The sequence below is a fragment of the Ulvibacterium sp. genome, from assembly GCF_028285715.1.
GTDB lineage: Bacteria > Bacteroidota > Bacteroidia > Flavobacteriales > Flavobacteriaceae > Ulvibacterium.
On sequence record NZ_JANQOO010000017.1, the window covers coordinates 158,140 to 173,167 of the forward strand.

11 protein-coding genes and 1 tRNA gene are annotated in these 15,028 nt (G+C 40.0%); 3 read left to right on the plus strand and 9 right to left on the minus strand.

The features are described 5' to 3' along the window. Window positions 1-11 precede the first annotated feature (11 nt). From Q0993_RS07700 to Q0993_RS07720, 5 genes are read right to left on the minus strand one after another with little or no spacing between them, the layout of a single operon-like run. The gene (locus Q0993_RS07700; RefSeq protein WP_299531484.1) at window positions 12-1,610 is read right to left on the minus strand and encodes a carboxypeptidase-like regulatory domain-containing protein; all 1,599 of its coding nucleotides are present in this window, start codon (window positions 1,608-1,610) and stop codon (window positions 12-14) included. Beyond that, window positions 1,607-3,334 carry a carboxypeptidase-like regulatory domain-containing protein gene (locus tag Q0993_RS07705; protein WP_299531486.1) on the minus strand — a complete coding sequence of 576 codons (1,728 nt, stop codon included), beginning with the start codon at window positions 3,332-3,334 and terminating at the stop codon, window positions 1,607-1,609. The genes Q0993_RS07700 and Q0993_RS07705 overlap by 4 nt, the downstream gene beginning before the upstream one ends. Before the next feature lie 56 nt (window positions 3,335-3,390). Next, window positions 3,391-5,004 (minus strand): carboxypeptidase-like regulatory domain-containing protein, encoded by a 1,614-nt coding sequence (locus tag Q0993_RS07710; protein ID WP_299531488.1) that lies wholly within the window; start codon window positions 5,002-5,004, stop codon window positions 3,391-3,393. Window positions 5,005-5,036: 32 nt separating this feature from the next. After that, window positions 5,037-6,617, minus strand: a complete 1,581-nt coding sequence (locus tag Q0993_RS07715; protein ID WP_299531489.1) for a carboxypeptidase-like regulatory domain-containing protein — start codon at window positions 6,615-6,617, stop codon at window positions 5,037-5,039. Between the two features lie 15 nt (window positions 6,618-6,632). Next, the gene (locus Q0993_RS07720; RefSeq protein ID WP_299531491.1) at window positions 6,633-7,571 is read right to left on the minus strand and encodes a calcium/sodium antiporter; all 939 of its coding nucleotides are present in this window, start codon (window positions 7,569-7,571) and stop codon (window positions 6,633-6,635) included. Window positions 7,572-8,043: 472 nt separating this feature from the next. Between Q0993_RS07720 and Q0993_RS07725 the strand changes: the two genes are divergently transcribed. Both Q0993_RS07725 and Q0993_RS07730 read left to right on the plus strand, forming a co-directional pair. After that, the gene (locus Q0993_RS07725; protein ID WP_299531494.1) at window positions 8,044-9,378 is read left to right on the plus strand and encodes a cell envelope integrity protein TolA; all 1,335 of its coding nucleotides are present in this window, start codon (window positions 8,044-8,046) and stop codon (window positions 9,376-9,378) included. Between the two features lie 67 nt (window positions 9,379-9,445). After that, window positions 9,446-9,601 (plus strand): SsrA-binding protein, encoded by a 156-nt coding sequence (locus Q0993_RS07730; protein WP_299531496.1) that lies wholly within the window; start codon window positions 9,446-9,448, stop codon window positions 9,599-9,601. On the opposite strand, the gene Q0993_RS07735 is transcribed toward Q0993_RS07730, so the two are convergent. Continuing rightward, complete coding sequence (locus Q0993_RS07735) at window positions 9,595-10,104, minus strand: adenine phosphoribosyltransferase (RefSeq protein ID WP_299531498.1); 510 nt, start codon at window positions 10,102-10,104, stop codon at window positions 9,595-9,597. The two genes, Q0993_RS07730 and Q0993_RS07735, sit on opposite strands and share 7 nt — an antisense overlap. 65 nt (window positions 10,105-10,169) lie before the next feature. Between Q0993_RS07735 and Q0993_RS07740 the strand changes: the two genes are divergently transcribed. Further along, a tRNA-Arg gene (locus tag Q0993_RS07740) sits at window positions 10,170-10,243 on the plus strand. Window positions 10,244-10,738: 495 nt separating this feature from the next. Here Q0993_RS07740 and Q0993_RS07745 read toward each other — a convergent pair. The 3 genes from Q0993_RS07745 to Q0993_RS07755 form a co-directional block, all read right to left on the minus strand. Continuing rightward, entirely contained in the window at window positions 10,739-12,571 is a 1,833-nt protein-coding gene (locus tag Q0993_RS07745; RefSeq protein ID WP_299531500.1) for an arylsulfatase, read from the minus strand. A gap of 79 nt (window positions 12,572-12,650) precedes the next feature. Beyond that, window positions 12,651-13,667, minus strand: a complete 1,017-nt coding sequence (locus Q0993_RS07750; protein ID WP_299531502.1) for a nucleoside hydrolase — start codon at window positions 13,665-13,667, stop codon at window positions 12,651-12,653. 81 nt (window positions 13,668-13,748) lie between these two features. Beyond that, window positions 13,749-14,864, minus strand: coding sequence for a glycoside hydrolase family 130 protein (locus tag Q0993_RS07755; RefSeq protein ID WP_299531504.1), 1,116 nt, complete (start codon window positions 14,862-14,864; stop codon window positions 13,749-13,751). Window positions 14,865-15,028: the final 164 nt, after the last annotated feature.

The window sequence follows — 15,028 nt, forward strand, 5'->3', positions numbered from 1 at the left end:
GGGTTTTTTTATCAGTCAATTTTGCCAAGTGGCGTGTTCATCCAGTAGTCCTCAACGTTATCCGGTCTTGCTATGGGCTGGTTTTCAAAGATAGGTTTGCACTTGTTCATAAAAAGACTATCCTTTGGTGCAGTTTGGCCCAGCCTTACCCGCTGTACAAAAAACTCCCTGAATTGTTTGTAATCCCGTTGGGTCCATTTATTGACCAGATTGCCTAGGGTGTCCCTTACATTGGCGACCTTTATTGAAAATAAATCATTTAAATCTGTACCCATTTTTTCAGCCTTCATAATTTCACCTGTCATTGCCATAATTTTTTCCTTTTCCATTTTTGGAAATAAAAAAATCAAGTTTTCCGACCTTCCGGCACTTTTCAATTTCACGCGCTTCTTTTTAAACTCCACTTTGTAATTGGGAAGATGCACGGACTGTTCTGCATTGGGAATTGTGTTGTATTCCACCATAAAACAATTTCTAGCTATATTGTAGGTGATATACTCCACCTTAAAAACCGGAGGAATATTCAATGTAAAACTGTTGTAAAATGAAATGTAGTTCAGGTACATTTTGTTATGTATTCTTCGATAATCCGTGGTAATATCAAAAATTACTTTTTGATTGTTCCCATGTTTATTCATTTTGCCCGTTTTGTTTCGCTTTTTTTCATCGTACATGGTATATTCCAATTTATGTATGGCGAAATCCAATTTGGATATATAAATGGTGCCATTAGCTCGATAGTTTGGATAGAATACCCAAAACTTAATGGTGTATATTTCTTCTGTATCAATGCTGGTGTCGCTACCTCGTAAGAAATAATGATTTTCAATCAAGTCGGTTTTAAGAGTGCCGATGAAATCGTAGGAACCCACATTATAGTTTCTTATGGCGTCATGAATTCTTAAAATTCGAAATTCATTACCCCCATAGGCATCCAAATGCGCCTTCTTAATTATTTTACGTAATGATCCATAATCATAGGAAGCCCGCGCCAAGGAATCCTGTTCAAAATTATCGTTCAAACCAAAATGGAATAAGCTCGTCTCGGAAGTAGCATCGTCCAATTGATTAAAGCCTTGATCAAAGACTTCAAGAATGGCTTCATTTAGATTAACGTATTGTTGATCATCGTTTAACTGATAATCCCGGTAATAACCGATGCTGGAAAAGTAATTTGAGGGAAAATTCCTGGGTATGGCATCAATAGCCCTCTGAACGATTTGCTTGGCATTCAGGTTCCGTTTTCGTCTGCCTTTGGCTTTGACCACAGCCTCATCCAAACCAAAAACCGCAGGAATTAAGCTCACCACATTCAGCTCGCTTTGACTGAAATCCGTTATGGGTATCTCCTTTGTTTTATAGCCCATAGATGATATTTCAATGATATTGCCGTACTCCCTGTATTTTAGGGGAATTCTAAAACTACCATCAACATTGGTAATCACACCGAGAGCTCTATCCTTAATTCGAATGTTGGCAAAAACCACAGGTTCATTTGATTGGGAATCAAGCAATCGGCCTATAATATAATCTTGCCTTTGTGCAAAAGTTTCAAAAGACACAAAGAACAACAGGATAAAAACAATGTGATTAAGGTTTAGGCTATTCATAATGTATCGGTTTTCTTAAGTGGCGTGTTCATCCAGTAGTTCCCAACGTTATCCGGTGTTGCTATGGGCTGGTTTTCAAAAATTGGCCTGCGATTGTTCATAAAGAGACTATTGTCCGAGACAGTTTTGCCCGGTCTTACTTGCTGCACAAAAAACTCCCTAAATTGTTTATATTCCTTATAAACCCGTTTATTAAGATAATTGCCATTGACATCCTTGAGTCTTTCGATAGCTACGCTAAATGCCTTTGGCATGTTCAATTCAAAACTTCCTTCCTTCAATTCTACCTGAAACATATTCCCAAATCCTTCCTCTATTAAATCGGGGTCAAGTCGTGCTCTGTATATATGGAGGTCTCCGGTGGTGTACTTGAATTCTTGGGACATCTCCCTGGGGGTATTCTTGGGATCTAACTTAATACTTCGCACTATTTCATCTATTTCGGCCCGGATATCCGTAAACTTCCTTTTGGTCCAATCAGGATAGAGGTCAACGGTGTATAGGTAAGGTAGTATTTTTGAAAAGGAAGTTTTCCTATTATGGAAACTGAAGGTATAGTGCTTTTTGTTTTTAGCAGAGAAAAAATCTACCGCTTCACTGAACCTGACCGTAAAACATTTGCGTGAGTCATCCAAGTAGATTTTACTTACTACAAATTTGGGTGGCATTCCCAACTTAAAACTATTGTGGAATGAAATATAATTCAAATACATTTTACCGTACTTTGGTTTGTACTCGGATACTACCTTGAAAATAAGTTGGTCCTTATCTTTCCTTTTTCGTTTCCGTTTTTCATTACCGGTGTCATAAATGGCATATTCCATCTTATGGATGGCATAGTTCTCTTTGGATATTGCAAATTTTCCGGATATTCTTAATCCCGGTTTGGAATTTCTAAACCCTATGCCGTACAAGGCCTGGTCATCCGAATACACATCGTCTTCCCGATCGAAAAAATGATTGTTCAAAAAATCCTTTTCCAATTGATTTACAAAATCGTAGGAATTGATTTTAAAGTTCCGCACGGCGTCATGAATCCTAAGAATTGTAAATTCATTCCCACCATAATTGAACAAATAGGCCCTGTCGATTACCTTTTTCCAAGTCCTATAGTTATAGGGATCATCTGCCAACGTATCCCTTTCGAAATCCGTGTTCTTTTTGTATTCATAGATTTTAACCTTGGTCGTAGTGCTATCGATTTCGTCAAAACCCAAGTCAAAGGCTTCAAGAATAGCCTCGTTAAGGTTTATGTAGTCATTGTTTTGGTCAAGTTGGTAATCCCTGTAATATCCGGTTAAGGAGAACGAATTTTGGGGATAGTTTGTGGGTATAGCCTCTATTGCTTTCTTTACAATTCTTCTCGCTGACAACCTCCTCTTTTTTCGCGCGATAACCACGGCCTCGGACAGTTCCATGACTCCTTGGGAAAGTTGAATAACATTTATGGCATCAGGGGATAGACCGGCCATGGGAATTTCTTTTTTTTGATAGCCCATACTGGAAATGACAAGTATATCCCCAAATTCCTTGAACTTTTTGGGAATGCGAAATCCCCCACCCTGATTGGAAATGACTCCAATGGCTTTATTTTTTATCCTAATTGTGGCAAAGACCACGGGCTCCCCGGTCTGAACATCCAGTAATTTGCCCCGAACAAAGTCATTTTGGGAAAAGACCAGAGTACTATAGAAGAACATCAAAAGGTAGTGCATGCATTTCATACGCATAGAAATTGCCTTACCATCAACATCGCGATACATACCCTACTGCCTAGAAGTTATTTTAAAGGAGTGTTCATCCAATACTCCTCGAAATCTTCGGGACGAACCATAGCCTGGCCCTCAAAGATGGGTTTGTTTTTGTCCATGAATTTACCGTCGTTAGGCAATTTGGTGGAAGGTTTTACCTGCTGTACAAAATATTCCCTAAATTGGTCATAGTCCCTTTTTTTCCATTCGTGAAGTCTATTCTTGCCCTCCAGATCAAAAATCGGTTCTATTTCAATGGAAAATAAATTATTTAGGTTGATTTTTTTCTTCATAGCCTCAAAAATTCCCTCAAGAATCTCCTTTCTTTCTTTCTGGGTCATGTCAGGTAGTAAAAACACTTTTTTTTCATTCTTGACCAGGCCGGCCGTCTTAATTTTCAAACGCTTGCCTTTATACCTTACCAAATAGTTGCCTACATCCCTGGCCTCGTCAGTATTGGGATGACGATTGAATGTTAATTCAAGTCTGAAACCGCCGATTCCGCCAGAGGGACTTTTCATCAATCCAATGGTACTGTTCTCTACCTTGAATTTTGGTGGCTCCCATAAAATAAAGCTGTTTTCAAACGAAATATAATTGAGGAACATCTTTCCGTAGTCGTGCCGCTGATATTCGGTGGTAATTTCAAAAATCAATTGCCCACGGCCTTGGTGCTTGTTCAATTTTCGGTCGGGCAACCGTTTTCGGTCATCGTACAGGGTGTATTCCATTTTATGTACGGCAAAATCGCCGTAGGAAATGTACAGAATACCGAAGGCACTGTAATGCGGATGTCGCTTCCTGAATTTTATGGTGTATAGCGCTTCCCCATTGAGATAGGTGTCATTGTCCCTTGAGAAGCTATGATTTTTCAGCAGATCGGTATCCAACTGGTCCACAAATGAATACGAACCTACCTTATAATTCCGTACGGCATCATGAACCCTTAATATCGAAAATTCATTTCCTCCATAACTATCGAGATAGGCGTTATCCACTATTTTCAGCAAGCGCTTGTAATCATAGGGGTCGTCGGCCAGGGTATCCTGTTCAAAATCGGTATTCCTTTTATAATCATAGATGCGCACCTTAGTGGTCGCTGAATCGATCCGGGAAAAACCTTGGTCGAATACCTCCAAGACGGCCTCGTTCAAATTCACATAATTCCCTTGCTTCAATTGATAATCCCTATAATAACCGATTGTCGAAAAGGTATTTAGCGGATAGTTCCTTTTTATATTCGCTATGGCCTTCCGAACAATCCTCCTAGCGGAAAGTTTCCTCTTTTTTTGGGCAGTAACCACTGCCTCGGACAAATCTAGGATACCCGGGGCAAGCCTTATGATATTGATATACTCCGGTGATAGACCAGTGATGGGGATTTCCTTTTTTTGGTATCCCATACTCGAGATGACAAGCATGTCCCCAAGTTCCTTGAACCTGGTAGGAATACGGAAACTGCCATCTTGGTTGGAGATTACCCCCTTGGCCCGGTCCTTTACCCGTATCGTGGCAAAAACAATGGGTTCTCCGGTTTGTACATCGAGGAGTTTGCCCCGTATGAAGCTGTCTTGGGAAAAGACTATGGAGCTACAACAAAAAATCAATAAAGTGCAAATGTATCTAGCGTATTGAAATATCATGGTGGTAATTTATAAAGTTATCTTTTTTGAATCTATTGTTTTAAAGGGGTGTTCATCCAATACTCATCGAAATTATCGGGCCTTACAATGGGTTGATCCTTAAATATGGGCCGGTTCTTTTTCATGAGTAGGCTGTCCGGAACCTGTTCGGTATTTTGTCTTATTTGCTGCACGAAATACTCTCGAAATTGTTGGTAATCCCGGGAAATCCATTTATTCAGCAGATTACCTTTCAAATCCTTAATATCAGATATTTTAACATCTAGAAACTCCTTTTCGAGTTGACCTCGTTTCCCATGATTTTCAATCTCGTTGAACATAAGTTGTAATTCGGCCTTCTCCATATCGGGGTACAACTCCATTACATTTCTCCGAAGATAGCCTCTCACAAACTTTAACTTCCGACCTTGGAACCAAAATTTATAATTTCTCAGGTTTGTGGCTGATTTTCGTACGGGTAGGTCACTAAAAGTAACGATAAAACATTTTTTGGAAAGGTCAACAGTAATGCCTCGCAGCATAAATATAGGAGCATCCCAGAGCTGAAAGGAGTTATGAAAGGAGATGTAATTAAGAAACATTTTCCCTTCTACTGGCTTATACTCCATAATTACCTCAAAAACAAGTTGCTTATTGGTATTGTGTCTATTGTTTTTTTTGACGGCATTCACCTTTAAACGGTCATATAGGGCATACTCTATTCTATGAATTGAAAAATCATGTTTTGAAATATGGAGAATTCCATGAACCCTATGGACCGGTAGTGTTAGCCGAAAACCTATGGTATACAAAATGTTATTATCCATATAGGTATCTTCTTCCCAAAAAAAATGGTGGTTTCGCAATAAATCCTGTTCCAAAACATTTATAAAGTCAAATGAATTGACCTTATAGTTTCTAAGAGCATCATGGATTCTCAGAATAACAAATTCATTACCTCCATAATCCGGAAGGAATGCATTATTAATTACCTTTTGTTGGGTATGGTAATTGTACCGTTGCTCGGCCAATGAGTACCTCTTAAAATCCTCATTCCTTTTGTAATCATATATTCTAACTTGAGAGGTTTTATGATCCAATTCATCAAACCCCTTATCAAATACTTCAATTATGGCCTCATTAAGGTTTATATAATCGTTTTCCTGGTTTAGTTGATAGTCCCTGTAATACCCAATGGTGGAAAAAGTGGATTGGGGAAAGTTCTCCGGTATGGCTTCTATGGCCCTTTTAACAATTCTTCTAGGGGACTGCCTTCTTCTTCTTTTTTTCTTGGCGGTCACTATCGCCTCGGACAATTCCAAAACACCATGGTAAAGACGGACGATGTTAATGTCTTCTGGTGATAGATCGGCTATTGGGATTTCTTTTTTTTGATACCCCATACTAGAAATAATAAGTACATCCCCTAAAGCCTTGAATCTTTTAGGAATACGAAAACCTCCATCTTGATTGGATATGACGCCCATCGCCTTTCCTTTAATCCTAATGGTGGCAAATACCACAGGCTCACCGGTTTGGACATCCAAAAGTTTACCTTTAATAAATTCTTGTTGCCCCCACATTGGTGGAAGAAATAGGAAAAAGCAAATAATGACAAAGTAATTTAACTTCATCAAAAATGGAGGTCTTTAGGTTACCGTAAAATAGATGAATACGGTATAAATTCCTACAAGAATTGTGCCATCCCGCCAACCAAGACGCAGTCCTTTGGGCAAGAAAACCAGGGGTAATATCAAAAAGGAAATTCCCAACATCCAAAAGATATCGTTTTCCAATAATCTCGGGTCTACTACCTGAATCGGCTTAATCATGGCAGTAATTCCGAGAACCGCCAAAAGGTTAAAAATGTTGGATCCAATAAGATTGCCAACGGAAATGGCCTTTTCTTTTTGGATAATGGCAATTATGGATGCAGCCAATTCCGGGATACTGGTTCCGACGGACACCACGGTAATTCCAATGATACGATCACTTACTCCGTAAAAAGTAGCCAAGCCGACAGCTCCCTTTACCAATATTTCCGAGCCTCCCCAAAGCGCTCCTCCCCCTATTCCCAACAATAACACGGCTTTATATAGAGGTAAAGGCAGCACGTTTGTGGGGACTCCCTCTACCACAGCAGGCTTTTGATAACGCAACAGATAGACCAAGAATAGAAACAGGATTAGGAACATGATACCTCCCTCATAACGCTGCAATTCCCCATCAAAATAGATGAATACAAAAAATAAGAGAGAGGATACCATCATCACAGGCCAATCCGTGACATAAAAGCTCTTTCGAACATCAATACTCCCAATAATAATGATGATGGCAAGGACCAGGCCCAAATTCGCAATATTGGACCCTACGACATTGCCCAAAGCCAAATCCGGAAATCCGTTTAAAGCAGCATTAACACTGACTATCAGTTCGGGAGCGGAAGTGGCAAAGGAAACCACGGTCATTCCAATTATGATTCTGGAAATATGCAAACGAAGGGAAAGTGCCACGGCCGACTTTAGCAACCAATTACCACCGGCGACCAAAAGTATAAGCCCTACTATGATGTAAAATACATTCTGCATAACCGCCGTTTAGGGCAAATATACCCTTAAGATTTTGATTTATCCAGAGCGTCCAAATCCCTGAATTTGATGATTCCCTAAGGCGAATAAAAGATCAAAATGCCAAAAAGCCCCCTTTTTTTGGATAAAAGGGCCCTTGGTTTCAAAAAGATTGCCCAAAATGCCCCTTCATTTGTTACAAACTGTAACATCCAGGCTTTCTGAAATTTCAATTTAAAACTCTTGACAAGACGTTTTAAAACTAATTGAAATATATCTTATTTTTTTACTTACAATACTATATTCAATTGCATTATTTTCGATCAAATCGTTAGGATGTATAGATTTTAATTATATATATTAAATGGATAATCGATTATCTGAATACAATTCCTAATCCTTAAAGAAAGTTTACAACAATGATCACCATCATAAAAATCATCATTTGCCTTTTATTATTATCCTTATTGTCTAACCTCTAAAACGTTATATTATGTTAACCTTATTTGGAATACTTATTATTGGTATTGGGATTCTCACTTTGTTGGCGAAACCCATATTTAAAAATCATAGATTGCTCGGGTGGTTTACCCAAAGAAAAAGCCTACAGATCGTACTCTTAGGCATTATATTAAGCATTGTTACGGGAACATTGTTTTACGCGGAACCCGGTACCGCGTATGCAGTTCAATACCCATGGGGCGGGCAAAAGGCCGTTTTCCGCCAGGGTATCCATACCAAGATGTGGGGAAGATTGATACCTATCCAATTTGAACTGCCCATAAAATATGTGATCCCCAATACGAATGGTGAATTGGGCGAACAAAGCGAATATGCCAATGTGGATGCTGCAAAGTATTGGGCCTTTAGCGATGCGGTAAAGGCAAGAATCGCAACCTCCGTGGTCATCAGTATCAACACAGAGGATGAAAATCAGTTCCTATCCGTGGCGGACCGTAATAAAACCGAACAAAATTTAATACGGTCCCGGATTATCCCCAATATTGACCAATCCATAAAGAATACTTGTAAACTTATGGATGCCCAGGACTATATTTCCGGACAGGCTTCGGATTTTGACCGATACTTCAAAGACCAACTGGAAAACGGTATGTATGTCCTAGAAGAGTATGTAGAGAATGAAAGCAGGGAAATCATTGGGGACAGCACAACGGTTCGTAGTGTTGTTAACAAAGAGTCCAAGCAAAAGCGTTTTCGTATAAAGCGAATAGATGGAGAACCTGTACGCGAACAAGGCAATTCCTTAAAAGCCTATGGTCTTAAAGTGGTTCAGGCGGTTGTAACCGAAATTGACTGGGAGGAGACCTTTGACAAGCGACTCCAATTGCAAAAAGAAGAGGTCGCCCAAACCCAGTTGGAAAAGCAGCAAGCAGAGCGTGAGTTCTATCGTGCCCAAAAGGAAAAAGCTCGGGGTGAGGCCGAAAAGGCGGCAGAACGGGCCCGTTTGGAGAAAGAGCAGATACAAAAGACCATAGCCGCGGAAACCGAGGCCAAGGTAGCTGAATTTAATCTTGTGAAGGAGAAGAAGCAGTTTGAAGTGGAAAAATTCAAGGCGCAGAGTAAAAAGGTAGCAGCAGATGCGGAGGCCTATCAAAATGCCAAACTGGTCAATGCGGGACTTACGCCCCAAGAACGAGCAGAATGGCAATATAAGACCTCTGTAGGGGTTGCAAGGGAACTAAAAGATCTTAGTCTACCCGAAATCTTCATTGAAGGGGGCGATTCCCAAAATACGGATACCAATTTATTGCAGTCCCTGATAGGGGCCGAACTGGCCAAGAAGATGATAGAAAGCAATTCAAAGTAGTATTTTGTTACAAAAGCTCGGTCTAAGACCGGGCTTTTATTTTGTATTTTTGGTAAAACCGAACATTTTGAAGAAGGTATTTTTCAAGCTCTTGGCCCAACTAAATAAGGTGTTGCTACCAAGTTATACCAAAAGAGGATTAGATCTATCCCGGGCCTCCAAGCTGCAACTGGCCATTATCGGTTGGCGGTATTATGTTACCATAAATGCACTGGATCAATAGCGCATTAACGATTTCACGTCAAAACCGTTCAATTGTTCCCTACCTCTTAAAAAATCCAATTCAATCAGGAAATTACACTGTACTATCTTTCCGCCCAGACGTTCTACCAGCGCACAGGTGGCCTTGGCGGTACCGCCCGTGGCCAGGACATCATCATGTATCAAAACCCTATCTCCTTTGGAAATGCTATCCTCAAGAATTTCCAAGGTGTCCTGCCCATATTCCAGAGCATAGGTTTCCCCAACTACCTTTCCAGGAAGTTTTCCTGGCTTACGTACAGGAACAAAACCGGCGTTTAAGGACGAAGCCAAGACCGGTGCAAAGAAAAATCCGCGGCTTTCCATTCCTACCACGATATCGATTTCATCATGGACCATTTGTACTAATCTTTCCGTTGTTGTCCGCAACGCTTTGGGGTTTTTTAAAAGTGGGGTAATGTCCTTAAAAAGAATCCCTTGAGAGGGAAAATCGGGTATATCGCGGATAAAGGTTTTTAGGTCCATATTTTTGGTCAATGTAATTTTGCCCTAAATTTAAAAAGAAATATATTTGCACCCCTTGTTGGAGAGGCCTCCTAGCTCAACTGAATAGAGCACTTGATTACGGCTCAAGAGGTTACAGGTTTGAATCCTGTGGAGGTCACGAATAAATAGTTCAATAAGAAAAACGCCAAGTTCACTTGAGCGTTTTTTTGTTTGAATTATTTTCAAAGCGGAGCTTTGTCAGGATGTGCGTCAGCAAATCCTGTGGAGGTCACTTAAAGCGTAAACCCTATATGAAAATGCAGGGTTTTTGATTTTATATAACTTTTGATTTTAGTCGAAATTAATAGAAGAAAGGTCTACAATGTTGACCGAATGAAAACTGCCTGAAAAATTCCCGCAAAAGGCAAATTACCAAAACCATTAAAAAAGACCAGAAAAGAGACTCCTAATTATTAGAAACATTTCGATTATTGAATGGTTTCAAAAAACGGCCGTTTCATAAAATATGTTGAGAAATCCAGTAGATTCCGACTAAACTCCGGTCCTTGGAACAAAAAACTTTAATATCGTATATGGATATCTCAAGTGGATCCTTATAAAGAATGGCTTATCTCGGAGATAACTTGTAAATTACATTTAATGAGCTCCCCAACTATTTTCTATTTATGTACATGTAGTATGCCCCTAAAATGGGCTCCTCTTTCTGGTCATTAAACCAACTTTGAATTTCAATATTCCCTTTGTCCAGTTCAAAGGTGAAATTTGCAGAAACATCCGTTTCGGAAATCTTTACCGATTTTTCCCTGCCTCCTATTTTTATCCGTGCCGAATATATCGGAAAACCGACACCTTTAACAAAAGTGCCGTCCGTTACTTTTTTCTCCGGAATTCCTTGTCTAACGCTAAAGTCGGATTCTTTGGGCCATCGGCGCAGTTCAAACTCATATTCTCCAGCTTCCGCTACGGATAAATGCCAGATTCCATTTTTTCTTGGCCCATAGCGGGTTTGTATTTGCTGATCGACAAAAACATCCAGCCACTCACACGCGGATACCAACATTGGATTTTCATATTCACTTCCGATGATGACGCGTTGTGGTTCACGGACCATATCTTTTACCTCATCCCACCATTCGTCCAGATGGTCCCGCATTTTTGCAACAACCTCTGGATTGTCTGCGGCTACATCGTTATCCTGATGGGGGTCGGTCGAAATATTATACAGCTCGCGATTCTCAAGTAATCGCCAGTTTTTCCATAAGACTCCGGCACCATCTTTCATGGGGATGGCTGGATTTTCGTTTGTATAGTTTACCCGGAACATGGGCATTCGGCTGTAGTTTATGACCAACATTCTATCATCCAGTTTTTCTTTCTCTCCTCTAAGTAATGGGGAAAGGTCCACACCGTCCAGCTTTTTGGGGATATCTGTGATTCCCGACATGGATGACAGTGTAGGCAATAAATCCTGGACATGACATAGCTCTTCTATTTTTGACGGTAGTTTTGACAAATGTTGGGGAGTTTTCATTAAAAGGGGAACGCGATGTCCACCTTCCCAGAGGGTTGTTTTCCCTCCTTTCATACCTGCATTAAAATAGTCCTTCCCAAATGTGCTTCCGTTGTCCGTGAGAAAAACCACTATGGTGTTTTCATCAAGACCGGATTTATCCAAAAAGTCCAGAAGCTTGCCCATATTATTATCAATGTTGGCTCCCATAGCCAAAAAACTGACTAATTCTTTTCGTTTTTCATCGTCCAGGTCTTTAAATAGTTTGGGATTTTTTCCTATTGCCTCTCGGATAGGATCTCGATAACGATCGGGGACAAAATGAGGCCAGTGGGCGGCATTAAGCGCAATATAGGTGAAGAACGATTTTTTTGAGTCAGCACTTTTCTCCATCCACTTGATACTTTCATCAAAGAATACATCGGTACAATATCCTTCAAAAGCCTCCCTTTCTCCGTTATGAATGTAGGTGTCGTCAAAATAGTCATTGTCCCAATAATCTGGTAAACTGTTAATATGTGAAGATGGGAACCATATGGCTTCTTCAAAACCACGGTCTTCTGGTCGGAAAGGATAATTATCGCCCAAATGCCATTTCCCAAAAAGGCCGGTAGCGTAACCATTTTCCTTAAATACATCGGCCATGGTCTTTAGTTCAGGACGTAGCAAGGTTCTTCCACTGCTGACATTAATGGCCCCATTTCTAAAGGCATCCATTCCGGTTAATAGTTGCCCTCTTGTAGGTGTACACATTGGGGCCACATGGAAATCCGTAAATCGGGTTCCTTCCTTGGCCAACCTATCTATGTGAGGTGTATGTGTTACTGGGTTTCCATTGAAAGAGAACTCACCATAACCCTGATCATCGGTCATTACAATAATAACATTGGGCGGTGCGCTTTCTTCAGGAGGATTCGAAGTACATGACGTAAATACAATGGCAACACTACAAATAAGGAACTTGAATGTTTTCATTTTCATTTAATTGACCTGTTCATACTAATTTCTGTTCTCTTGAGAGGTATTCAAATGACCTATTTCCGATTTGATCCAATCATTTCCGTGATGCCCAAAATTCTTCCAACTTTCTATATAACATTTTGAAAGTGCCATTGCGATCCACTTTTTTGCACCGCAAAAATTTACCGTTCGTTTTATAAAAATTATAGTCCATATAGGTAGTTATAGTGGGACAAACCGTTTCTTCCCATTGGCCCAATTCAGGATCGATCAAAACAGCGATGTCCCCAAGGTCAAAAAAACCCTTTTTTGTACCTTGCCAATAGTCACTTTTAAAACGGTAATTGTAGAGGTACTTACCAAGTTCCCCAAAGGGCTCTACCTTCTCTTTGGATTCCTCCATAGTACCTGCCGATAAATTCGTCCCCGTATCAAAAAGCACCAATGGAACCGGCGAATGAAACAACATACGGGCCGCGTGCATGTCTCCCTTCACATTGTAGTTATGTGCACGATAGGGCCACGTATTCTCCGTACGGCCATGCCAAAAAAAGATAATCCTATCGGCAATTTTGGGTTCTTTGAGATAGGCGGATGCCAAATCAGTGGCGGAACCCAGGCCTATGACCCATAAGGGATTTTCCTTTGACCCTTCCATAGCCTTTTCTATAATAAAATCGACTCCTTCAGAGTGGCTTGGCTCAAACTGATATTGCATGGGATGTGAACCTGCGTATACCGGATATTTTCCCTTTAGACCAGCTTTGTCCAAGATGGTCTTGATAACACTGACCGATTCGCTGATGCTCTTTTTCCCAACTCCAAAAACGTGATCAAAATTGCTTCCTACAAAACCTTCAATTTGCAACCTTTCTGGAGAGAGAATAGCTAGTGCAATGGCCCAAACGTCATCAATCTCATTTTTGGCATCGGTTACTATGATTGTTCGAATCTTTTCATCGTTAGGTGGAATTATTGGGACGGTTTCCTTTATACCATGATACACATCCTCTTGTCCGAAAACTGCAATTGAAAAGAAAATAAATATGAGGATTTTTAAGTTACTTATTGTTTTGAATACTCTGTTTTGATTTATGGTTTCGCTTCTCATTATATGTTTTTGTTAATTGTATAATCTTAGTTTCTGGTGCCATCAGATAGCTATCTGATCAGTGGCAAATGGTTGCCCGTTTTATTTAGAAATGGCCACTCCTATATATGAATCGGCGGTTCCATAATATAAAAACCATTTCGATCGGAAATGCACAAGCCCTTCGCCAAATACGGTTCCGGACTTATATTGACCCGTCATCTCGTGCGGCAATGTAGGTTTGAGCAGACAAGTATCGGAACGAAAAATGACTTTTTCAGGATTATTAATATCAAAAACCGCTTTTCCTACCGAATACGTGCCCTTTGGTAAATTGTTATCGCGTGTGGCATCATCGGAGTTTTTACCATTATAGAATAGCACAATACCTTCATCATTAATCAATGCCGGTGGCCCGCATTCCGCTAATGCGCTGTCAAATTTATTCTTCCTTGCCCCCAGAATTACCTTGAGTTCATTATCTTCATTCAACAGAGGAATCCAGTCTATCAAATTATCGGACCAGGCAAGATTGACAAAATGCTCCCCCCAATACATCCAATATTTTCCATTTATTTTTGCCACAATCTGTTTGCCTCCTTCCATTTTTGTAACAATGGAGCCTGACTTTGACCAATGATCCAAAAATTTTCCTTTGTGAGCTTTGGCAAATGCAAGTCCCTTTTTTTTCCACGTCATTAGGTCCTTTGAAACTGCAATACTTAATCTAGCAATTTTATGATTCCATGAAGTATAGGTCATCACATATAAACCATCTTCCGTTTCCACAATTCTTGGGTCCTCACAACCACCTGGATAATCATATTGCATAAATTGACCATTATCGGGATACAAGACTGGAGTTGGATGTTTTGTGAAATGAATTCCATCATCACTATAGGCCAAACCAATCCTCGAAGTTCGCCCTCCAAGAGTGGCTTTAGGATTATCTTCACAGCGCATAAACAAGTAAACCTTATTGTCTTTAACTAGGGCAGCAGGATTAAAAACATCTGCTTTTTGCCACTGTACAACTTCTTTTTTTATGGGACAAGTAAAAGTAAAAGACGAATCTGCCTGAACAATAGGATTCTCTTTTGGTTTATAAAACGATTGAAAATCCCATTCTGAAGAGGGAGGGGTATTACATCCAAAGGCTAATGAAAAAATTGCCAATGCGAAAAACTTATTATAACTCTTATTCATTATGTGCTTCATGTAGATGTTTTGAATCGTTCCTATTTTATTTGCTTGTAATTGATCTTTGCTACTCTGAGACCGAGGCCCCTAATAAAGAGATTTTCGTTTCCATTTCTGTTGAGCTTGTGCTCGGAATGGATTTGAAAATAGTGTCCCAGGGGCAAGGAACTATTTCTCATTCT

What these genes read in the sequence shown, in the direction of transcription:
- Q0993_RS07715 (WP_299531489.1), bottom strand. Translation starts at nt 6,617, where the DNA reads ATGAAGTTAAATTACTTTGTCATTATTTGCTTTTTCCTATTTCTTCCA.
- Q0993_RS07735 (WP_299531498.1), bottom strand. Translation starts at nt 10,104, where the DNA reads ATGGACCTAAAAACCTTTATCCGCGATATACCCGATTTTCCCTCTCAA.
- Q0993_RS07750 (WP_299531502.1), bottom strand. Translation starts at nt 13,667, where the DNA reads ATGAGAAGCGAAACCATAAATCAAAACAGAGTATTCAAAACAATAAGT.
- Q0993_RS07725 (WP_299531494.1), top strand. Translation starts at nt 8,044, where the DNA reads ATGTTAACCTTATTTGGAATACTTATTATTGGTATTGGGATTCTCACT.
- Q0993_RS07710 (WP_299531488.1), bottom strand. Translation starts at nt 5,004, where the DNA reads ATGATATTTCAATACGCTAGATACATTTGCACTTTATTGATTTTTTGT.
- Q0993_RS07700 (WP_299531484.1), bottom strand. Translation starts at nt 1,610, where the DNA reads ATGAATAGCCTAAACCTTAATCACATTGTTTTTATCCTGTTGTTCTTT.
- Q0993_RS07705 (WP_299531486.1), bottom strand. Translation starts at nt 3,334, where the DNA reads ATGAAATGCATGCACTACCTTTTGATGTTCTTCTATAGTACTCTGGTC.
- Q0993_RS07720 (WP_299531491.1), bottom strand. Translation starts at nt 7,571, where the DNA reads ATGCAGAATGTATTTTACATCATAGTAGGGCTTATACTTTTGGTCGCC.
- Q0993_RS07755 (WP_299531504.1), bottom strand. Translation starts at nt 14,864, where the DNA reads ATGAAGCACATAATGAATAAGAGTTATAATAAGTTTTTCGCATTGGCA.
- Q0993_RS07745 (WP_299531500.1), bottom strand. Translation starts at nt 12,571, where the DNA reads ATGAAAACATTCAAGTTCCTTATTTGTAGTGTTGCCATTGTATTTACG.